The organism is Vibrio sp. 1S139, from assembly GCF_041439475.1.
Classification (GTDB): domain Bacteria; phylum Pseudomonadota; class Gammaproteobacteria; order Enterobacterales; family Vibrionaceae; genus Vibrio; species Vibrio crassostreae_C.
On the sequence record NZ_JBGOOD010000029.1, the window covers coordinates 41,146 to 62,331 of the forward strand.

Sequence of the window (21,186 nt, forward strand, 5' to 3'; positions counted from 1 at the left end):
AGAAGGTACTTTACCCTTTTTCTGGCGCTTCTGGTACTTCATAAGTAGCTTCATTCGGTGAATCGTTCACAGAAACTACTAATGGTGAAGGCTGGTTGGTCATTTTAGCAACAAGGCTTGCAACTCGCTGACGCATCTCACGACGGTCAACGATCATGTCGATAGCGCCGTGGTCTAGTAGGAACTCACTGCGTTGGAAACCTTCAGGAAGGTCTTCACGTACAGTTTGTTCGATTACACGACGTCCAGCAAAACCGATAAGCGCTTTTGGCTCACCGATGTTGATATCACCAAGCATTGCCAAACTCGCAGAAACACCACCCATTGTTGGATCAGTCATTACTGAAACAAACGGTAGGCCTTTCGCAGATAAACGCTCTAGAGCAGCACTGGTTTTTGCCATTTGCATTAGAGACATCAATGCCTCTTGCATACGAGCACCACCACTTGCAGAGAAACAAACTAAACCACAGTTGTTCTCAATAGCCGCATCTACCGCTTTCACAAAACGAGCACCAACAACAGAGCCCATTGAACCACCCATAAATGAGAATTCAAAAGCACACGCTACGATTGGTAAACCTAGCAGTTCACCTTTCATTGCGATCAGAGCGTCAGTTTCACCACTGTTCTTTTGAGCAGTAGAGATACGTTCTTTGTAACGCTTAGAGTCTTTAAACTTCAGTTTGTCTTGTGGCTCAAGATCAGCACCTAGTTCAACGCGCTCACCTTTGTCTAGGAATGTATCCAGACGGCGACGTGCTTTCATGCGCATGTGATGGTCACATTTTGGACATACTTCTAGGTTACGCTCTAGTTCAGCATGGTACAGAACCTGCTCACAAGAAGTACATTTCGTCCAAACACCCTCAGGGATAGACGCTTTACGAGATGTTACGATGTTGCTTTTTTCTAAAATCTTTTCAAGCCAACTCATGGAAGACCTTTTTGTTTCGATTCTTCCGCTTGATTGCGAAAGAAATAAATTTGGGAATTATGCGTGGGAATTAAAGCACATAAAACAGCGACTGTAGATAAAAAACTGGTTGTACCTATTTTCTGGGACTATCTTACGCACTAAACCGTAATAATTTTTGAACCTAAGTCTCACATTTAGTTCAAATTATCCGGTAAAAATAGAGGACCAATCGGCTCTCGTGGTAGCTCAAAATGTTCAGGATAATCAACATCCACCAGATACAAACCTTCCGCTTTTGCAGTTGCGCCGGCTACTTTTCGATCTTTAGCTTCTAAAAGCCACTGGATCCACTCTGGTTTCTGCTCACCTTTACCTACGGCAATAAGGCTACCCGTAATATTCCTCACCATGTGGTGAACAAACGCATTCGCTTTAATATCGATCACAATGTAGTGTCCATGACGAGTCACGTTCAAGTGAATCATGTTTCTCCATGGGCTACGAGATTGACAGTGTGTTGCCCTGAACGAAGTGAAGTCATTCTCACCAAGTAAGTACTGACCCGCTTCATGCATTTTTTTCTCATCAAGATGACCATGATAATGGCTCACACCTGAATTCAAAATGCCTGGGCGTAGTGCATGGTTAAAGATAATGTAGCGATAACGGCGGGCAGTAGCCGAGAAACGAGCATGGAAATCCTCATTCACTTCTGTCGCCCAACGAACCGCAATATCTTTTGGCATGTTGGCATTCGCGCCCATTGTCCATGCCACCATTTTACGATCGACATTAGTTTCAAAGTGAACGACTTGTCCCGTACCGTGAACACCGGCATCTGTACGACCTGCGCACATAACTTCTACAGGGTGATTCGCGACAACTGAAAGAGCCTTTTCCAATTCTTCTTGGACACTTTTCACGTCTCGTTGGCGCTGCCAACCAAAGTAGTGGGTACCGTTATATTCAATACCTAAAGCAATTTTCATGTTCTTGTTCTCTTTGAAAATGGGCGAGAAGTATATACGGAAATCAGTGCTAGCCCAAATAGGATGGGGCTAAAACTTCAATAAACAATCAGCATCGACCGAGACGATGCTGTTGAAAAACCAAATGAAACGATAGCGCTCTGTATCGCCTTAAAATAAAGGGTAGCCAACGCTACCCTTTCTGATTTGTAAATTTATTGACCGTTTAACGTATCGATAAGATTTTTTGCCTCTCGACGAATATCATCGCTGCCGTCAACGATTGCCTCTTCTAGAAGCTTAATTGCCCCTTGCGAGTCACTCATCTCGATGTAGATTTTGGCCAAATCAAGCTTACCCGCAGCTTCTGCATTGCTGTCGACATCATAATTGCCAATATCACCGATAACATCAGGGAATTCGTTAAGACCCACATCCAGTTTAAGCTCTTCATCGTCTGGATTAATGACTTCTTCACCTTCTTGCTCGACTTGAGCCATTAGCTCATCAATCGTCATGTACTGCTTATCACGACTGTTGCCTGATTCGGTTAGATTGTCTTGTTCAGCCCAATTCTCTTCTTTGATTTTCGGTTCAGCTTGCTGTTCAGCCGATGCCCAAATCTCTTGTTGGTCATCAGGCACATCATTATGCATGCTCGATTGTTGTTCTGGCGCTAGGTTAAAGCCTTTCCAGTCTTCGCCGCCGACTTCAAGCATGGCGTCAATATCTAACCCTGCGCTATCAATCGAAGTTGCGTCCAATGGCTTATCGAACATGTTGTCGACAGAGTCTTGAACATCTTCAGAAAGCAACTCAGCTAATGCTGTCTCATCAAAGTCATCAAAGCCTTCTAGTGGCTCGTCTTGAACCGCTGCAGGCGTTGAGTTTGGCTCTGAAGCCGCGCTCAGTGATTGTTCTGGCTGTGCAAAACCAGCCGGTTCAGAGTCTTCAGCATTCGAGAAATCATCAGCCTGACTATAGCTCTGCGGATTTGAGAACAGATCATGCAACGCATCTTGCTCTTCGCCTTGTGGGCTGAAAGAAGTCAGTGGTGTTGGCTTCTCAGCAAACGCATCAGAGATGGCTTCATCTTCACCATATTCCGGTAAATCAAACTCATCGAACTCTACGCCTTGGGCTTCCGCCACCGGCTCGGCATTGCTTTGCTCAATATCATCTAAAACAGAGTCTGCTTTTGCGCTTTCTTCATCGTACTCCGGAAGATCAAGGTCATCGAACTCGAACTTCTCTGTGTCAGGCGCTAAGTCTTGCTCTAACTGTGCTTCATCTGGTTCACTCACCACTTCCGCTAACGCATCGTCTTCACCAAACTCTGGTAGTTCGAAGTCATCAAGCGAGAATTCTTCTTCGCTTTCTGGTTTCGCAGTTTCAACTTGTGGTGCAGCATCTAACTGAGGCTCAGCGGTAGGTTGCGATTCAACACTTGATTGAGAGTCTATAGCAGGCGTTGCTGGCTCTGTTGTTGATTCAGCATCAGCTTCCGCTAGTGCGTCTTCTTCACTAAACTCTGGTAAGTCGAAATCATCAAACGAAAACTCTTCGTCGTCTTGCGCCTGAGCTATAACTTGGGCTTCAGTTTGAGGCTCAACACTTGGTTGAGCATCAATAGCTGGCGTTACTGGTTCTGGTGTTGATTCAGCATCAGCTTCCGCTAGTGCATCTTCTTCATTAAACTCTGGCAATTCGAAGTCATCAAACGAGAATTCTTCTTCGCCTTCTTGTCCTAGAACTTCAGCTTGTTCTGCTACTTCCGCTTGTGGTGTAGCTTCAACTTTCGGTTCAGCGACAGGTGTCACTAGCTCTGGTGTTACGTCAGTTTCCGCTAATGCTTCTGGTTCAGACGCCTCATCTTCAATCAGCCAATCATCGTCTTCTGGCACACCAAATTCATTTGGAATGATCTCTGGCATGTTTGCAGCACGCTCTGGCTCTGGCTCTGGCTCTGGCTCTGGCTCTGGCTCTGGCAAGGATTCAACGACATCTTCAAGCTGATCGCTACCTTGGATTTTCGGTTCAAAGTCAAAATCAGAGGTAACGTTAGCTGGCGACTCTACATCGTCGATAGCCTCAGCTAGCCAGTCTTCAACCGTCTCTTCATCATCTTCAGAGATATCATTTAAAGAGGATGGCGAAGCTTGCTCTTCAGAGCTAGCAGCAATGTCTTCACGCTGTTCTTGGACGTCGGTTCCTTTCGGCTCAGATTCTTGTTGTGCGCTTTCTTCTTGAACTCGCTCTTCAAAATCTGGTTTATCAAAATCAGAATTCTCAGATAACAGCGAGTCGATATCCAATTTATCATCCTCCACCGATGATGCGGTTTCTTGCGCTGATACTTCGTTGCTGTTTGAAAGAGGCGCTTGCTCTGATTCAACCGTATTTTCAATTGATGGTTCAACAGGCTCTTCTATTGCTGACAACAAATCATTGTCATCAGAAGTCATTAACTCATCAATCAACGCTTCGTCTGTTGTTTCTAGCGAATCATCAAGCAAAGCATCCGTTGCTGGTGCAACACCGAACAAATCATCGATAAAACCATCACGATTAAAGGCTTCATCATTTTCTGGCTTAACGTCAGCGCTGTCTTGAATCAGTTCCGAATCTAACGATTCATCAGTAACGACTTCAGGTTGTAGTGTTTCACTAATGTCCGGATCTTGCTCAGGCTCACCTTCAGAGGTTAACGGAGTAAGCTCAACGTCTGAGTCCTTTTCAGGCTCCTCATTGGCGTTGTCCAAACCAAAGGCTGCGTCTAACTCTTTATCAAACGTCTTATCTTCAGATTCAAGCTCGTCTTCAATGCCACTTGTCAGTAAGTCATCAAATGGGTCTAGAGATTCTGATTTTGATGCATCCGCTAAAAGCTCATCATCTGACAATTCACTATCAAGGAAATCATCCAATAAGTCGGTACTTTCGGCGTCGAGTTCGAAATCATCGTCGTCAGAGTCACCTATTAATTCATCCAAGGTTTCCGTGCTGTCTTCTGCGATGTTGAGGTCATCATCGGTCGATAAACCAGAAAGCTCTTCAAGCTCAGACAGAGAATCAAAGCCAAGAGGTTCGCTTTCAGACTCATCATCCGAATCGTCCCCTAGCATCTCATCAAGAAGGTCTGTCGAGTTACTTAGGTCTACGTCATCGCCTGCCAGTTGCTCATCAAGCAGATCAACGCTGTCTTGAGGTTCTTCATTTACGATGGGCTTATCGAACTGAGACAGAATGTTTTCGATATCATCATCAGACGCCAAACCACTGTTTAGGTTAGTGGCAATCTCATCGTCGCTATCGAGGTTGAAAGGGTCATTCGCTTGATCGTTCTGAGCAGCAACTTGGGCAAAGATGTCATCAATATCATCATTCGCTGTCGGTGAAGCTGGCTCAGGGGACTGTTGTTCAGAGATTAGAGCATCAATATCAAAATCGTCATTGCTCAAATCAACAGGCTTAGTCTCACTTTGTTGCTCAGAGATAAGCGCATCGATGTCAAAATCATCGCTTGCTGGTGTTTCAGTGCTAGAAGGCGAATCACTTTGCTCTTCCGAAATCAGAGCATCAATATCGAAGCTGTCGTCATCTTCGTCATCAAGAGCAAACAGATCATCTAATAAAGATTGGTCTAGCTCGTTGGAACCGAGATCTTCAGTTTCAGACTCTTGAGATAGTAAAGCTTCAATGTCATCAGCAGACATTGCGTTATCATCAGAAAGATCAAAGTCGACATCATCAGTATCGACGGCGCTTTCCGCTGTTTTGTCTAGCGCACGTTCCATCTCTTCAAGGCCAAGCGCTTTCTCTTCGCCATTAACACTAATGCCGTTGCTGCTGTCTAAATCTAGATCGTCGAAGTTGGTGTCTAAATCACCGTTTTCGCCAATGCTAGCAAATGGGTCATCGTCTTCACCATCTAGATTGAAATCGAGATCAGATTCATCTAAACCAGCAAAGACATCATCCTCTTCGGCTAGCGCTTGATCGTCAAACAGCTTGTTGGCGTCATCTTCCGTACCAAACAAGTCATCATCTAAAGACAGCTCGTTAAGGTCGTCCATCTCGTCGCCCAATGTAATAGGTGCAACGGTACTTGGTTCTGGCTGGAGCGGTTGTTCTTGAGTCGTCTGCTGTTGCTCATCATTTTTAGAACGACGGCCTAACAGCATCACAACGATCAAACCAATGAGCAGACCTGGAATAATCGCAAGAGCCGCCACTAACCAACCATTCGATAACAGTTCGTCCATGACACTTGGTGCCATCTTTTCAATTTCGGCGTTCTTTCTGCGCTCTTCATCAAGCAGCTTTTCCACTTCGCTACGAATGCGGTCTTCATCACTGAGCTCTGTTTTTAGCTCATCCACTTCCGATTGAACATTCGATAACATCAAACGAAGTTGGTGATTTTTCTCTTCAAGTGACAGCAGTTCAGTTTCTGAAAGCTCTAGCTGCTTCTCTAACTTGTTCATCTCTTGGGTTGGTGCAGATTGAGCTAGAGATGATTGAGTTGGAGACAATGGCTTTTTAGCAGTTTCAGTAGTGCTTACTTGCTTAGCAGGAGTAACATTTTTTGCATCAGAACTCGGCGCTTTGGGTTTTGAAGCGACAGGCTTACTTGCAGGAGCATCAAGCTTAGCAAGATGTGAGTTCATGATGTTGATAGCTTGCTGCGTCGAGCTTGCACGTGCTTGCTCTAAAGAAGGCACGCGTAGATTGCTCGCAGGCAGCAGGCTATGGATATTCTGGTTTTCAAACGCTTGTGGGTTTAAGCGATAAATAGCCAACAGAGTTTGTTGGACTGAAACGGAGTTATCAGGGCGTAACTTTGAGGCAATAGACCACAATGTTTCTGAGCCGCGAGTTGGACCATAGAAACGTGAAGGCTCAGCGCTATTTGATTGCGCTCTTTGAAGTGGTTCTGAAAACGTAGGCGCTGATTGTATCTGGCCATTAGGCCCTACAACTCGAATGGAATCTGCACGAACAACGGAAATCTGAGTCGCAATGATAAAGGCAAAAGGCATTAACCACGGCTTGAAAATTTGAAACATAAAAGGCTCAGCTAGGTGCTTAAATTCGGAAAAGTGATGATCTATTAAATATATCGGATAAATGACGTAAAACTATAGAGATGAAAACAAAAAATGTGTTGCAGCAACAATATTCGCAGCAATTTCACACAATTTGACTAACAATATTTTTAATCGATTAAAAAAGCCCCACTAAAGAGTGAGGCTTTTTTATCAAAGCAATAAAGCTTAGAAGTAATCGCGAATCAGAACTTCAGCGATTTGAACTGCGTTTGTTGCTGCGCCTTTACGAACGTTATCAGCGACAACCCACATGTTTACGCCACTGTGATGGCTGATGTCGTTACGAATACGACCAACCATTACGTGGTCTTTACCACCTGCATCACGAACTTGAGTTGGGAAGTCTAGCGCTTGGAATACTTCAACACCTTCTGTGTTCTCTAGAAGCTGAACCACTTGCTCTGCACCGATTGGTGCGCGAGTTTCAATGTGTAGAGATTCTGCGTGACCGTAAAATACTGGTACGCGGACACAAGTCGGGTTCACTGTGATTGAAGAGTCAGCAAAGATTTTTTGAGTTTCCCAAACCATCTTCATCTCTTCACGCGTGTAGCCGTTCTCTGTAAATTCATCGATTTGAGGAATACAGTTGAAAGCGATTTGTTGTGAGAACGCTGAGTTTTCAGCTGGCATACCGTTAAGAAGCTTAGCCGTTTGACCCGCTAGCTCATCGATACCTGGCTTACCTGCACCAGACACAGATTGGTAAGTTGAAACGTTAATACGCTCAAGGCCCACTTCATCGTGAATTGGTTTTAGCGCTACTACCATTTGGATAGTCGAGCAGTTAGGGTTCGCGATGATGTTACGGTTACGGAACTCAGCAATCGCTTCAGGGTTCACTTCAGGCACAACCAGAGGAACATCGTATTCGTAACGGAAGCGTGATGTGTTATCGATGACAACCACACCTTCATCAGCCGCAATTGGAGCCCAACGCTCTGAAAGCTCGCTACCTGCAGAGAAAAACGCAATATGTACTTGAGACCAATCGAAGTCTTCTACGTTTTGTACTTGTATTGTTTTGCCGTTAAAACGGGAAGTTTTGCCTTCACTACGTTCACTTGCTAGTAAGTGCATTTCACCGACAGGGAATTTACGCTCTTTAAGTACTTCAAGAATGGTTTCACCAACCGCACCAGTCGCACCTAAAATAGCAATATTAAATTCTTGGCTCATTGTTTCTCTCTTTTATAAAGTTGGCTTTACCATAAAACCGAGTTTAGATAACGGCGTTAAATTACAAGATTCGTCGCCCGTTAACTCGACTGCACTGTACTCTCTGCGGTCCCAATATTCTTTACGCATCTTGTCAAAAGAACCCGGCGTAACGATATTGCGACGGAATAAGGCGTCGTCTTTGCGCACATCATAGATCAACTGAGTCAAATTGTGCAGTGTTGCTTCATCCCAAGCTCTATCTAATTTCATTTGAGGTACAGGCGCTGTCGGCAATAAGTCACTTGCATACGCACGCTGTTCAGTACCTAAAAATTCACAATAACTGTTGAAGATCATCGTGGTACCACGCGCTTTACCTTCTAAACCGTAGCCCGCTACGTGAGGCGTTGCAAAAGCGAGTAACGGAAGAAGCTCAAAGTCGACTTCAGGTTCAAACTCAAACACATCAAGCACTGCAGTGAAACCATCGGCTTTTTGCAGGCGAGCTTTTAGCGCTTGGTTATCAACCACAGGACCGCGAGCTGCATTAATCAGGATTTGATCAGCACGTAAGTTGTTCAGCACTTGCTCACTGATCAAGTGATGCGTTGGATACTCACCCGTCTTAGTGATTGGCGTGTGTAATGTAATAACGTCTGATTGTTCAAGCAAAGTCTCTAACTCAGTAAATTCGCGAGTATCACCCTCTTGCTGTTTTAGAGGGTCGTTCAGCAGAACTTTGATACCAATACCTTCAAGGCACTTCGCTAAGTAGCTACCTACCTGACCACAGCCGATAATACCAACCGTTTTATCAAAAACAGAGAAGCCTTGCTGTTGCGCAAGCACCATCATCGCACTGAATGCGTACTCAGCAACACCCACCTTGTTACAGCCAGGCGCCGCAGTAAAGAAAATGCCACGCTCTTTCATCAATTCTTGGTCAACATGGTCCATACCAGCCGTCGCAGTACCGACAAACTTCAGCTTATTGGCTTTGCTGATCAATGATTCGTTTACCTTGGTAACAGAGCGAATCATCAATGCGTCTACGTCAACTAGGTCGTCAGCAGTAAGTGTGCGACCAGACTTCATTGTCACTTCCCCTAGCTGGCTAAAAAGCGCTTCAGCGTAAGGCATATTTTCGTCGATTAAGATTTTCATTTGGCGAGTACTTTTGTTGGGGTCTATCGACCTAAATGTGAATTGAAATGATTGTGCAAAATTCCACACACGGTGTCGAGTAGCAATTGGAATACATTATAAATAAAGGGCTGAATCACTGAGTCTGCACAAACAACAGGCATAAGATTCCATACCCAAATCTCAAACGGCTAAAACGAAAAATGCCCGATTGAATAAACAATCGGGCAAACATCCAGAACAAAAGGATCCTATCTCGCTCTCCAGGAGACAGAGTCTTGCGTCTGTTCAACCAGTACTAACCAAAGTCAGTACTGGTCAAGCTCTGGAAACCTTTCAATCTCTAAACCCAGATTTAAAAACTATGTTCAAAAAACACGTTTACCAACCTGCGTCTAAAAACTTTGTTCTGATGGTCATTATTACTGGGTGACCTGTGCGTGTTGAATCGGCACTAGCGCAACCCTTTAACGATTAACCTTGTCTCTGTAACTCAAGCTTAAGTTAAGCTTGGTACTTTTTGATTACTAGCGTTGCGTTCGTACCGCCGAAACCAAAACTGTTAGACATAACTGTAGTTAGCTCTTGATCACGAGCTTCAGTTACGATGTCTAGGCCAGCAGCAGCTTCGTCTAGGTTCGAAACGTTAATGCTTGGAGCGATAAAGCCGTTATCTAGCATTAGCGTTGAGTAAATAGCTTCGTGTACGCCAGCAGCACCTAGAGCGTGACCTGTCATCGCTTTAGTTGCAGAAATTGCTGGGCTGTTGCCACCAAATACTTCTTGGATAGCGCCTAGCTCTTTAACGTCGCCAACTGGAGTTGAAGTACCGTGAGTGTTCACGTAATCAACGCCATCAACGTTTTGCATCGCCATCTTCATACAACGAACCGCACCTTCACCAGAAGGAGCAACCATGTCGTAGCCATCTGAAGTTGCGCCGTAGCCTACGATTTCACCGTAGATTTTTGCGCCACGAGCAACAGCGTGCTCAAGCTCTTCGATAACTAACATGCCGCCGCCACCAGAGATAACGAAACCATCACGGTCTGCATCGTAGGTACGAGAAGCCAGCTCTGGCGTGTCGTTGTACTTAGTAGAAAGTGCGCCCATTGCGTCGAACATCATAGTCAGAGACCAATCCAGTTCTTCACCGCCACCAGCGAATACAACGTCTTGCTTACCAAGTTGGATAAGCTCCATTGCGTGACCAATACAGTGTGCAGATGTCGCACATGCAGAGCTCATAGAGTAGTTCACACCACGGATTTTGAAAGGAGTTGCTAGACAAGCAGAAACCGTAGAAGCCATTGTACGTGGAACCATGTATGGACCAACGCGCTTCACGCCTTTCTCACGGATGATGTCTACCGCGTTTACTTGGTTTAGAGATGAAGCACCACCTGAACCCGCAACGATACCCGTGCGGTCATTAGATACTTGATCTTCAGTTAAGCCAGAATCAGCAATTGCTTGCTCCATTGAAAGATAAGCGAATGCCGCTGCATCACCCATAAAGCGCATTTTTTTGCGATCGATATGGTCAGCAGGGTTCATTTTTAGGTTACCCCATACTTGAGAGCGCAAGCCATTTTCCTTGAACTGCTCTGAAGCGGTAATACCAGATTTACCCTCTTTCAGTGATGCTAAAACTTCTTCGACGTTGTTACCGATACTTGAAACAATACCCATACCGGTGATTACGACTCGTTTCATGTGACATTCCTATAATTCTAAATTCAGCTAGATGATAACTAAGAAGCCTAACAAAAGTGGTCAGCTTTCCTAGAAATTCGTACAATCCCTACCAACATATCGCTTCAAATCACAAAATGATAGATTTTATGACTTCAATTACTAATGCAGAACTGGAATGGAATGAGTCTGGCACGCCAGTTTCAGACCAATTTGACGACGTTTACTTCTCCAATGTTAACGGTTTAGAAGAAACTCGCTACGTCTTTTTAAAGCAAAACCACCTTCCAGAGCGTTGGCTTGAACATGAACAACGCCGCTTTGTGATTGCTGAAACCGGCTTTGGCACAGGTTTGAACTTTCTTGCAGTTTGGCAATGGTTCGATGCTTTTCTTAAAGATAACCCACAAGCGATGACCAAAGAGTTACATTTCATCAGTTTTGAAAAATATCCTTTAAATAAAGAGGATCTGATCAAAGCACACCAATCGTGGCCAGAATTAGCCGAGTATGCGACGCAACTCCAAGAACACTACCCTATTGCTCTACCTGAATGTCACCGCATTGTGCTGGGCGACGGTGCTATCACGCTTGATTTGTGGTTTGGCGATATTAAAGATTGCATGCCCAACGTACCAACCCCGCGTGAAGGTTTGGTTGATGCTTGGTTCTTAGACGGTTTTGCTCCGAGCAAGAACCCAGAGATGTGGAATCAAAACCTATTCAACGGCATGGCTAAGCTCGCTAAGCAAGATTGTAGCTGCGCCACCTTCACCGCTGCTGGCTTTGTTCGCCGTGGCTTAATTGAAGCTGGCTTTGAAATGAAAAAGGTCAAAGGCTTTGGTACTAAGCGAGAAATGATCGCCGGCCGACTTGGCGAAAAGCACGCTCACACCAACATCAAACCTTGGTATGGCCTCGCTCAACACACTGAATCCCAAGACATTGCGATCATTGGTGGTGGTGTCGCCAGTGCTGCATTAGCCAAAACGCTAAGCCGTCGTGGTAAAAACATCACCCTTTATTGTGAACATCCACAAGCTGCGGGCAATGCCTCAGGTAACAACCAAGGTGCGATTTACCCGCTATTAAGCGAAGCGACCTCGAACGTGTCTCGCGTGTTTGGCCCGGGATTACTGTTTGCTCGTCAATTTATTAATCAAGCGACTCAGTCTATTCAATTTGATCACAGTTGGTGTGGCGTGAACATCTTGATGTGGGATCAAGGCTCCACTAAAAAGCTCAACCGCATGTTGGAAGGCAACTTCCACACCGACCTGATTCAGCGTTTATCGCCAGAGCAAGCCAACGAAAAGATTGGCTTACCCGTCGATAAAGAGAGTGTTTACTTTCCGCTAGGTGGTTGGCTAAGCCCTCTGCAACTGACTCAAGGCTTGATTAGCAAGTTAGAAGAGAACAACCAAGTAAGCGCGCACTATCAACATCAAGTAACGCAACTTGAGTGGCTCGAAGCTGAACAACAATGGATACTGACGATGGATACACCTCAAGGTGAGATTCAAACCAAGCACGACCAAGTAGTTGTCGCAAACGGACACAAGTTCACTCAGTTTGAACAAACTCAGCCAGTACCACTGACTCCGGTTAAAGGCCAAGTGAGCCATATTCCGACCACGGAAAATCTCAGCCAGCTAAAAACCGTGTTGTGCTTTGATGGCTATTTGACGCCACAGAACCCCAACAATGGTCATCACTGTATTGGTGCGAACTACGACAAAACCAATATCGACCAAGAATTTAATATTGAGGTTCAGCAGCACAATGGCGAGCGCCTACATGGGTCACTACCAGACCAAGCATGGACAAAAGATGTCGATACCAGTGACAACTTAGCGCGCCAAGGTATCCGAAGCGTAAGCCGTGACCACCTTCCGTTTGTCGGAAACGTTGGTGACTTTGAAGCCATTAAGGAGCAGTACCAAGATCTCCACAACTTCAACCCGCAGCGTGACTCGGTTGAGGATGTAGAAACGGTAACAAGCTTCCCTAACCTTTATTGCTTTATCGGACTGGGTTCACGTGGTTTGAGCTCTGCACCATTATTGGCTGAAGTATTAGCATCACAGATCTGTGGCGATCCGCTGCCCTTGCCTGTTGATGTGCTTGAGGCGATTCACCCAAGTCGAATGTGGGTACGCAGACTGCGTAAAGGTAAGGCATTAACGGCTGGATGGGTTGCTGACAAGCATTCTAAATCAAAGCCGTAGTTTCTAGTTCAGCTATTTTGAACATCTGAAATTTCTGAATATCTGAAACTAATAAGTTAAAAGCTAAAAAGCCCGAGTTCATTGTGTCGCTCGGGCTTTTTGTTATTCGTGTTGCTCTAAACTGATGTTCTAAACGAAGCTGTATTTACAGCTTAGCAACCGCGTCTTTAATCTGTAGAACGATCTCTTCGTTGCTGATAGAACCAGATTCAAAATCAAAGTTATCGTAGAAGCTTGGTACTGAAACTGACGCTTGCACGTTGCCACCGAAGTAAGGTGCAGAACCTGTCGCTGCACCAAGTACCGTTTGTGCGCCACCAGGGCCCGGTGAAGTCGCTAGGTAAACCGCCGGCTTCTCGCCAAACACTGAACGCTCAATACGTGTCGCCCAGTCAAATAGGTTTTTATACGCTGCTGGGTAGTGACCATTGTGTTCTGCGAACGAGATAACAAACGCATCAGCTTCAGCTAGGTCGCGTAGGAATGCTTGAGCACCTTCCGCTTGGCCAATCTCTTTTTCAGTGTCTTCACTGAACATAGGAACATTGTAATCGTTGATGTCTAGGACTTTTACTTCAGCACCTTCAATCAAGTTTGCTGCGTAAGTTGCTAGTGTTTTGTTGATTGAGGTAGAACTTGTGCTTGCGCCAAATGCGATAACTTTCATGATGTGACCTTTCTGTAATTCCGTTAAGTGGGATTAGAATAACGTAGTAAGAAAATGTAACCATCACAAGAAATGAACGGACTCATTCAAAAATTTCGAACGAGTCTCAAATAAACCAGTTCGCTCAGCAAAATGGGAAAGGAAGGGACTGAGCGGATAGTATTAATACATCGAGATTAAGCTTGGTTTTGTAGCTCAACCCAAAGGTCATTAACGATAGTGCGGTCTGCTGGTGTTAGTTCAGAGCGAGCGTCGTCTAGGCTCTGTTCAATACGAGCTTTTACTTCAGCCACATCTTCAATGCCTTCTTCTTCACATGAAGCCACTGAAAGAGAAATATGACCACGTAAGTAACCACCAGCAAACAGTTCATCGTCTGATGCGTTTTCAATGCGAGCATCAATTACTTCAAGTAGTTTTTCTTCAAATTCGATAATCATAATATTCTCTTATTTCACAATAAATTGGCTAGCACATAAAGGTTCTACATCGTAGAAGCTGCGTAATGCTTCAGAGAGCATTTTCACGCGAGGCGGAAAGCCTACTTCAAAGATACCCATAACTTCGCTATGTACTTTATTCATAAAGGCCAAACGATCTGGCTCAAAATCGCCGTGTAGATTGTCACAGCTGACATTAAAAGGAAAGCCTGCGCTCATCGCAATGATCCATTCATACGCTTGTGGGCGAATTTCTACTTTTTCAAACTCAGCTTGAACCGATTCCGTTCGACCGTCAGGTTCATACCAATAGCCAAAATCTTCCAGTAAACGACGCTCAGGCCCAGCAACGCACCAGTGTGCGATCTCATGGAGTGCAGAGGCGTAAAAGCCACGTGCGAACACGATTCGATGGTGTGGGATAGTATCATCAGCAGACAAATAGATCGGCTCATCAGCCCCTAGCTCTAGTTTGGTATTAAAGCTTTCAAAAAAGGTCTGATTGAAGATATCGATAATGTCTGAGTATTGGTGTGTCATAAAATCAAATTTAAGTAAAAATAACTGGGGCATTTTGCTTTTTTTTCAGCGCTCGGTAAAGCCCTATCAAGCGTAATGACATCGGGTTCGCCATTATACTTTGCAGTGACAATCGATTGCCATTCCCAGATTACACCACTTTAAGGTGAATGATTAGTTTAGCTAATCTGAAACGCCCATTCACGGTACAAATATTCATTCGTCAACAAGCATTTTTACTACTACACTCGCGCTTCATTTTATATCCCTAAGGCCTATAAGACTCGAGTTTATAGACCTATATTATAGAGCTACAGCAATGCTACTAAGTGTTTTGTATATCATTGGCATCACGGCAGAAGCCATGACCGGCGCTCTCAGTGCTGGCAAACAAAAAATGGATTGGTTTGGTGTAATGTTGGTTGCGAGTGCAACGGCAATTGGCGGCGGTACAGTACGAGATATCTTACTTGGCCATTACCCTTTAGGTTGGGTTGAAAACCCGCAGTATCTGGCAATCACCTGTATCGCAGGTGTTATTACAACCGGACTGGCTAAATGGGTTATCAAGCTCAAAGGGCTATTCATTCGTTTGGATGCACTAGGGCTTATCGTGTTCAGTATCATTGGTACTAAGGTAGCGATGACCATGGGTCTTCACCCAATGATCTGTATGGTGTCTGCGCTAGTCACCGGTGTCTTTGGTGGTTTGCTGCGCGACCTTATCTGTCGTCAAACACCATTAGTGTTGCATGAAGAGCTATACGCGTCTGTCGCACTTGTCGCTTCAGGTTTGTACCTATGTTTGCTTGAGCTTGGCATCAACGACGTAACGGCGACAATTGTGACGCTTGTAGTTGGTTACTTGCTGCGCATGGCGGCTGTAAGATTCAAATGGCGTTTGCCTTCGTTCCAGCTTGATCCTGAAAGCTCAGTGCATTAATAGATTAAGAGCCTTTAGCTGCTAGCTGTCTTTAATGACGATAGTCGCTAACCGGACGAATAATCCTGCTAATGTGAAAAAGGGTTGCTTCATTACGAAGCAACCCTTTTTTGTTTCTATCAATTCTATTCTAAATAAAAAGAAGCAGAATTAGATTTTTGGCGTTTCAGTTGTCACACCAAAGTTTTGACCACGATGACGTAGCAAGTGGTCAAGCAGCACGATAGCCAGCATTGCTTCTGCAATAGGTACCGCACGGATGCCAACACATGGATCGTGACGACCTTTCGTGATTAGCTGCGTTGCTTCACCATCTTTCGTGATTGTGTCACCAGGTACAGTGATGCTTGATGTTGGTTTAAGCGCAATGCTTGCCACAATATCTTGACCAGTAGAGATACCACCTAAGATACCGCCAGCATGATTGCTGCTGAAACCTTCTGGAGTTAATGGGTCACGGTGTTCACTACCGCGTTGATTAACAACATCGAAGCCATCACCAATCTCAACACCTTTCACAGCGTTAATGCTCATTAGAGCGTGCGCGATGTCAGCATCTAGACGATCAAAGATTGGCTCACCAAGGCCTACTGGCACTTTAGTCGCAACCACTTGAATCTTCGCACCGATCGAGTTGCCTTCTTTTAGCAAGTCACGAATCAGTTGATCAAATTCTGGTACTTTGTCGGCATCTGGACAGAAGAAAGCGTTGTTTTCAATCTCGTTCCAATCCACTTTATCAATTGAGATATCACCCATTTGAGAAAGGTAAGCTTGGATTTCAACACCAAATTCTTGTTTTAGGTATTTCTTCGCAATTGCACCTGCAGCAACACGCATTGCAGTTTCACGAGCTGAAGAACGACCACCACCTCGGTAATCACGCACACCGTACTTTTGATGGTACGTATAGTCAGCGTGGCCAGGGCGGAACTTGTCTTTAATTTCGGAATAGTCTTTAGAGCGTTGGTCTGTATTTTCAATCAATAGACCAATAGAAGTACCCGTAGTTTGGCCTTCAAATACACCTGATAAGATTTTCACTTCATCCGCTTCACGACGAGCCGTTGTATAGCGAGAAGTACCAGGGCGACGACGATCCAAATCTCTTTGAAGGTCTGCTTCGGTAATTTCTAATCCTGGTGGGCACCCATCTACGATACATCCTAGTGCGATACCGTGACTTTCTCCGAACGTGGTCACGCGGAAATGTTGTCCGATACTGTTTCCTGCCATTACTTCCTCTAAATCAGCTATTGAGCAGAAGGTTTGATTCCTAAACCGACTGGCTAATAGCTTTACTTGTCTATTCTTCGTGAATTCATAGTGGCTTTATTACCAAATGATGTAAACCCCAAAAAACGAACAATTTTAACTTTCTATTACATAAGCCGAATGAAACGAATAACAGAAGAAAATGAGTCGCGCTTGAAAAGAAGTGTTTTATGATGTGTAAAATGCAAAAAACCCGACAACTCGGAGAGTTATCGGGTTTCTTTAAATAATGGCACGCCCTGAAGGATTCGAACCTTCGACCACCTCCTTAGAAGGGAGGTGCTCTATCCAGCTGAGCTAAGGGCGCGCTACAGGAACGAATTATACGAATTCGAATCAGTAAAGCAACGGCTTTATGTAACATTCTGATCTAAGTGGGTAAAAAAAGGCCAACAAACATATAAGTGTTGGAAAATAGACCAAAGCAAACGTTTGCTTGATGGTAATCAAAAAGATTTTCTGGAATAATGCGCCAAAAACATCAGCCACTAACTTGAATATCAATACTAAGGAAATTCATGACTGCTCAAAATATTGATGGAAAGCTAATTTCTCAAACGGTTCGCTCCGAAGTTGCTGCACGTGTAAAAGCTCGTACTGAAGCTGGATTACGCGCTCCGGGCCTAGCGGTTGTTTTAGTGGGTGAAGACCCTGCTTCTCAGGTTTACGTTGGAAGTAAGCGTAAAGCGTGTGAAGAAGTTGGCTTCGTATCTAAATCTTACGACTTGCCAGCCACTGCGACAGAAGACGAATTGTTAACACTTGTAGACCAACTGAACGACGATCCAGAGATCGACGGTATTCTTGTTCAACTGCCTCTACCAGCAGGCATTGATAGCACTCACGTTCTTGAGCGTATCACGCCAGAAAAAGACGTTGATGGCTTCCACCCCTACAATGTCGGCCGTTTGGCTCAGCGCATGCCTAAGCTTCGCTCTTGCACGCCAAAAGGCATCATCACGCTGCTTGACCGTTACAACATCGACTTACGTGGTAAGCACGCGGTTGTGGTTGGCGCATCAAACATCGTAGGTCGCCCAATGACGCTAGAGCTTCTTCTAGCAGGTTGTACGACGACAACATGTCACCGCTTCACCAAAGACCTTGAAGGTCACGTGCGTCAAGCAGACGTTGTTGTAGTTGCCGTTGGTAAACCTAACTTCATTCCTGGCGCTTGGATTAAGAAAGGCGCTGTTGTGGTCGATGTGGGTATCAACCGTTTGGAATCTGGCAAACTAGTGGGTGACGTTGAATACGACGTAGCGAAAGAAAGCGCAAGCTTCATCACACCTGTGCCGGGTGGTGTTGGCCCAATGACGGTGGCGAGCCTAATCGAGAACACCATGATCGCTTGTGAGCAATTTCACTCGAAATAGTCCGCAGCGCATATAAATAAATTAGAAAGCCGCAACGTGATGAACGTTGCGGCTTTTTTGATGCTTTGGTACTTAGCTATTCGTTTTTAAAACGGGGTGACTCGCTTTTGATGAAGCGCTCGTTGCTACTTATCTGGACTCTCAACTTTTTCCGTCTGTTCAGAAGGCGGTAATAAACTAATAAGCTCACACTCCGTTGATATGAGTTTTTCCAACTCAGATCCTTGTGTCATTAAACGGAAATCACCGCCAGTGATCACCCCAAGAGGAATGGCTTTAGGATACAAAGCATTAAACTCTTTTAAATCAAATGCCTCGGTCAAACCTGTACTTTTAATTTGGCTACCCTGAGCCATCAGTGAGTTAAGCTTAGAATAGGTAATCCCTTCCGAGAACAGACTTCGATTGCCATTGCGGCTCACTTGATGTCTTTCATGCTTAGTCTCTGACGATTCAAGCTCAAACACCTTATTGGCACCAAACTCGTCTTGGTAATGCATGCTGACTAACGGGTTGGTTTGACGATAAGGCGAGACGATCATCGCACGCCCTATCCCATCGAGTTCCAAATTGTTTTCCGCGTGGCTTGAAGCTGGGTTACCAAAGTAAACATTCAAGTTATCCATACGAGCTAAGCGAATGCTTTCCCAGTTAGTATCAGCAAGCACACTGTTGATGTTGTGTGTGGCTAGCACCTTGGCAAATTGTCTTGCAAAGTGAGTGGCGCCAAAGAAGATAACCCCTTGCGCTTTCTCTTGAGTGACCCCTAGCCTTCTCGCCCACCAGCTCGCGGTTAAGCTCTGAATCACAACCGTACCAATAATGACTAAGAACACCATGGGCACGAGCAGATCTGCGCCTTCAATCAATTGCTTCTCTTGCAGTTTTATCGCAAACAGAGAAGAAACCGCGGCTGCTACGATCCCGCGAGGTGCCATCCAACTCAAAAACCATTTATCCGCCGAATTAAGATCCGTACCGATCCCGCTGATCCACACGCTTAACGGGCGAGCCACCAACATAACCACCGCTAGCAACCCAATACCGCCCCAACCTATCGAAAGGAAAGCCCCCGAATCGAGTCGACTGGCTAACAGAATAAACAACGCAGAAATAAGTAACACGGTCAGGGTTTCTTTGAATTCGATGATGTCTTCGATGTCCAAGCCCTTCACGTTGGCAAGCCAGATCCCCATGATGGTCACGGTTAATAAACCCGATTCTTCACTCAGATCATTAGAAAACGAGAACGCCGCCAACATTAGCGTCAGCACAGCCACATTACGTAAATAGTGCGGTACCCAATGCCCTTGCAGCATCTTGGCAATCAAATGGCCACCGATGATCCCTAAGCCTAAACCTATGACTAACGTCAGGCCCAGAGCTGACAGAACGTGTCCGGTAGGGTCGGCAGAAGAAACAATGTACTCGTAGACGAGAACCGCAAACAGAGCGCCAATCGGATCAATTACTATCCCTTCCCATCGCAAGATACTGCCTAACGAAGATTTAGGCTGAATACTGCGAAGCATGGGCACGATTACCGTAGGGCCAGTTACCACAACTAATGCACCAAACAGTGCGGCTAACGGCCAACTGAAGTCCACAAAGTAGTATGCCCCCACCACGATACACGCCCATGTAATCAACATGCCGAAACTCACGAGGTGAGTCACCATCCGGCCATGGCCTCTGATTTCTTTGAAATTTAGGGTCAATGCTCCTTCAAACAAGATGATGGCAACCCCTAAGGAGATCATAGGAAACAGCACATCACCGAAAATGGCATCGGGATTTAGAATATTCAGGCCGGGACCTAACAATAGGCCAACGATAAGGAGAGGGAGAATGGCGGGAAGACGTAAACGCCAGCCGAGCTGCTGACAAGCTAAAGACAAGAGTCCAATTAACGCCAAAGAAGAAGTAATCGACAAATCCATTTGTGCCCCTAAAAGGTTTGCACCACACCCTGTGGTACAAACTATTCAATGAAATAAGAAAGCCTACGTTCTTACACTATAGGCTCTCTTTTTCACGCTAACCGAATATTATTGTGATTAATCAGTCACTTTACTATAGGGGGAGTAAAGTCATGATCAGTTAACTATAGAGAAAGTACAACACCAGCAATAGCAGCACTCATTAGGTTAGCAAACACACCTGCACAAATTGCTTTGAAGCCATATTGTGAGATGAAAGAGCGACGCTCTGGAACTAAGCTGCCCAAACCACCGATAAGAATCGCCATGGTAGAGATGTTAGCAAAGCCGCATAGAGCGAAAGTTACGATCGCTTGTGAGTGCTCACTTAGCGCCTCTTTAGCATCCATTAGTTGGATGAAAGCCACGAACTCGTTCACGACAATCTTGTTACCGATCAATGAGCCCGCAACCACAGCCTCAGACCACGGCACACCGATCAGCCATGCAACGGGTGCAAACACATAACCTAGGATAAGTTCGAAGCTTAGGTTTACGCCAAACCAGCCGCCAACGATACCTAGCAAGCCATTCAGCATTGCAATCACACTGATAAAGGCAAGAAGTGTTGCACCCACCGCAACGGCAATACGAAGTCCAGACATAGCCCCATCTGCCATCGCCTCAACTACGTTTGTTGCTCGTGGAATTTCTACATCAGACTCAATATTTTCTTGAGCGTCATTTGGGCTGCCAGGTACTAAGATGAGCTATGCTGATTTCTGGTGTATGGAAGAGAAAGTAAGTTGCGGTGTAATCTGT

The 21,186-nt window shown here is 45.2% G+C and carries 14 protein-coding genes, 1 tRNA gene and 1 pseudogene; 3 read left to right on the top strand and 13 right to left on the bottom strand.

Going from position 1 to position 21,186, the window contains the following annotated elements; genetic code table 11:
- Window positions 1–10 precede the first annotated feature (10 nt).
- The 6 genes from accD to fabB form a co-directional block, all read right to left on the bottom strand.
- On the bottom strand, window positions 11–937 hold the full coding sequence (gene accD, locus ACED46_RS11695; RefSeq protein ID WP_004734162.1) for an acetyl-CoA carboxylase, carboxyltransferase subunit beta: 927 nt from the start codon (window positions 935–937) through the stop codon (window positions 11–13).
- Between the two features lie 176 nt (window positions 938–1,113).
- Window positions 1,114–1,908 carry a tRNA pseudouridine(38-40) synthase TruA gene (truA, locus tag ACED46_RS11700; protein WP_004734161.1) on the bottom strand — a complete coding sequence of 265 codons (795 nt, stop codon included), beginning with the start codon at window positions 1,906–1,908 and terminating at the stop codon, window positions 1,114–1,116.
- A 194-nt stretch (window positions 1,909–2,102) separates the two neighbouring features.
- Window positions 2,103–6,956, bottom strand: coding sequence for a FimV/HubP family polar landmark protein (locus tag ACED46_RS11705; RefSeq protein ID WP_371721494.1), 4,854 nt, complete (start codon window positions 6,954–6,956; stop codon window positions 2,103–2,105).
- 207 nt (window positions 6,957–7,163) lie between these two features.
- Window positions 7,164–8,177 (bottom strand): aspartate-semialdehyde dehydrogenase, encoded by a 1,014-nt coding sequence (locus ACED46_RS11710; protein ID WP_017062350.1) that lies wholly within the window; start codon window positions 8,175–8,177, stop codon window positions 7,164–7,166.
- A gap of 12 nt (window positions 8,178–8,189) precedes the next feature.
- Window positions 8,190–9,323: a 4-phosphoerythronate dehydrogenase gene (locus ACED46_RS11715; protein WP_017062351.1), complete on the bottom strand. Its 1,134-nt coding sequence runs from the start codon at window positions 9,321–9,323 to the stop codon at window positions 8,190–8,192.
- A gap of 483 nt (window positions 9,324–9,806) precedes the next feature.
- The gene (gene fabB / locus ACED46_RS11720) at window positions 9,807–11,018 is read right to left on the bottom strand and encodes a beta-ketoacyl-ACP synthase I (RefSeq protein WP_017062353.1); all 1,212 of its coding nucleotides are present in this window, start codon (window positions 11,016–11,018) and stop codon (window positions 9,807–9,809) included.
- 128 nt (window positions 11,019–11,146) lie between these two features.
- Between fabB and mnmC the strand changes: the two genes are divergently transcribed.
- Entirely contained in the window at window positions 11,147–13,225 is a 2,079-nt protein-coding gene (gene mnmC / locus ACED46_RS11725; protein WP_371721495.1) for a bifunctional tRNA (5-methylaminomethyl-2-thiouridine)(34)-methyltransferase MnmD/FAD-dependent 5-carboxymethylaminomethyl-2-thiouridine(34) oxidoreductase MnmC, read from the top strand.
- A 145-nt stretch (window positions 13,226–13,370) separates the two neighbouring features.
- Here the strand turns inward: mnmC and ACED46_RS11730 are convergent, their stop codons facing one another.
- The 3 genes from ACED46_RS11730 to ACED46_RS11740 form a co-directional block, all read right to left on the bottom strand.
- The gene (locus ACED46_RS11730) at window positions 13,371–13,892 is read right to left on the bottom strand and encodes an NADPH-dependent FMN reductase (RefSeq protein WP_017062355.1); all 522 of its coding nucleotides are present in this window, start codon (window positions 13,890–13,892) and stop codon (window positions 13,371–13,373) included.
- Window positions 13,893–14,068: 176 nt separating this feature from the next.
- A complete protein-coding gene (locus ACED46_RS11735) occupies window positions 14,069–14,332 on the bottom strand; it encodes a YfcL family protein (protein ID WP_017063425.1) in 264 nt (87 codons plus the stop codon).
- Between the two features lie 9 nt (window positions 14,333–14,341).
- A complete protein-coding gene (locus tag ACED46_RS11740) occupies window positions 14,342–14,872 on the bottom strand; it encodes an elongation factor P hydroxylase (protein WP_371721497.1) in 531 nt (176 codons plus the stop codon).
- A gap of 298 nt (window positions 14,873–15,170) precedes the next feature.
- Between ACED46_RS11740 and ACED46_RS11745 the strand changes: the two genes are divergently transcribed.
- Complete coding sequence (locus ACED46_RS11745; protein WP_371721496.1) at window positions 15,171–15,794, top strand: trimeric intracellular cation channel family protein; 624 nt, start codon at window positions 15,171–15,173, stop codon at window positions 15,792–15,794.
- Between the two features lie 150 nt (window positions 15,795–15,944).
- Here the strand turns inward: ACED46_RS11745 and aroC are convergent, their stop codons facing one another.
- Together aroC and ACED46_RS11755 are read right to left on the bottom strand one after the other, a co-directional pair.
- Window positions 15,945–17,030, bottom strand: coding sequence for a chorismate synthase (aroC, locus tag ACED46_RS11750; protein WP_004734182.1), 1,086 nt, complete (start codon window positions 17,028–17,030; stop codon window positions 15,945–15,947).
- Between the two features lie 269 nt (window positions 17,031–17,299).
- A tRNA-Arg gene (locus ACED46_RS11755) sits at window positions 17,300–17,376 on the bottom strand.
- 211 nt (window positions 17,377–17,587) lie between these two features.
- Between ACED46_RS11755 and folD the strand changes: the two genes are divergently transcribed.
- Complete coding sequence (gene folD, locus ACED46_RS11760; RefSeq protein ID WP_017062367.1) at window positions 17,588–18,445, top strand: bifunctional methylenetetrahydrofolate dehydrogenase/methenyltetrahydrofolate cyclohydrolase FolD; 858 nt, start codon at window positions 17,588–17,590, stop codon at window positions 18,443–18,445.
- 125 nt (window positions 18,446–18,570) lie between these two features.
- On the opposite strand, the gene ACED46_RS11765 is transcribed toward folD, so the two are convergent.
- Together ACED46_RS11765 and ACED46_RS11770 are read right to left on the bottom strand one after the other, a co-directional pair.
- On the bottom strand, window positions 18,571–20,385 hold the full coding sequence (locus ACED46_RS11765; protein ID WP_136978842.1) for a sodium:proton antiporter: 1,815 nt from the start codon (window positions 20,383–20,385) through the stop codon (window positions 18,571–18,573).
- A 164-nt stretch (window positions 20,386–20,549) separates the two neighbouring features.
- Window positions 20,550–21,131 (bottom strand): annotated as a pseudogene (locus ACED46_RS11770) (nucleoside transporter C-terminal domain-containing protein); the annotation flags it as partial.
- Window positions 21,132–21,186: the final 55 nt, after the last annotated feature.

Coding starts and splice junctions, on each gene's coding strand:
- accD (WP_004734162.1), bottom strand. CDS start 937: ATGAGTTGGCTTGAAAAGATTTTAGAAAAAAGCAACATCGTAACATCT.
- truA (WP_004734161.1), bottom strand. CDS start 1,908: ATGAAAATTGCTTTAGGTATTGAATATAACGGTACCCACTACTTTGGT.
- ACED46_RS11705 (WP_371721494.1), bottom strand. CDS start 6,956: ATGTTTCAAATTTTCAAGCCGTGGTTAATGCCTTTTGCCTTTATCATT.
- ACED46_RS11710 (WP_017062350.1), bottom strand. CDS start 8,177: ATGAGCCAAGAATTTAATATTGCTATTTTAGGTGCGACTGGTGCGGTT.
- ACED46_RS11715 (WP_017062351.1), bottom strand. CDS start 9,323: ATGAAAATCTTAATCGACGAAAATATGCCTTACGCTGAAGCGCTTTTT.
- fabB (WP_017062353.1), bottom strand. CDS start 11,018: ATGAAACGAGTCGTAATCACCGGTATGGGTATTGTTTCAAGTATCGGT.
- mnmC (WP_371721495.1), top strand. CDS start 11,147: ATGACTTCAATTACTAATGCAGAACTGGAATGGAATGAGTCTGGCACG.
- ACED46_RS11730 (WP_017062355.1), bottom strand. CDS start 13,892: ATGAAAGTTATCGCATTTGGCGCAAGCACAAGTTCTACCTCAATCAAC.
- ACED46_RS11735 (WP_017063425.1), bottom strand. CDS start 14,332: ATGATTATCGAATTTGAAGAAAAACTACTTGAAGTAATTGATGCTCGC.
- ACED46_RS11740 (WP_371721497.1), bottom strand. CDS start 14,872: ATGACACACCAATACTCAGACATTATCGATATCTTCAATCAGACCTTT.
- ACED46_RS11745 (WP_371721496.1), top strand. CDS start 15,171: ATGCTACTAAGTGTTTTGTATATCATTGGCATCACGGCAGAAGCCATG.
- aroC (WP_004734182.1), bottom strand. CDS start 17,030: ATGGCAGGAAACAGTATCGGACAACATTTCCGCGTGACCACGTTCGGA.
- folD (WP_017062367.1), top strand. CDS start 17,588: ATGACTGCTCAAAATATTGATGGAAAGCTAATTTCTCAAACGGTTCGC.
- ACED46_RS11765 (WP_136978842.1), bottom strand. CDS start 20,385: ATGGATTTGTCGATTACTTCTTCTTTGGCGTTAATTGGACTCTTGTCT.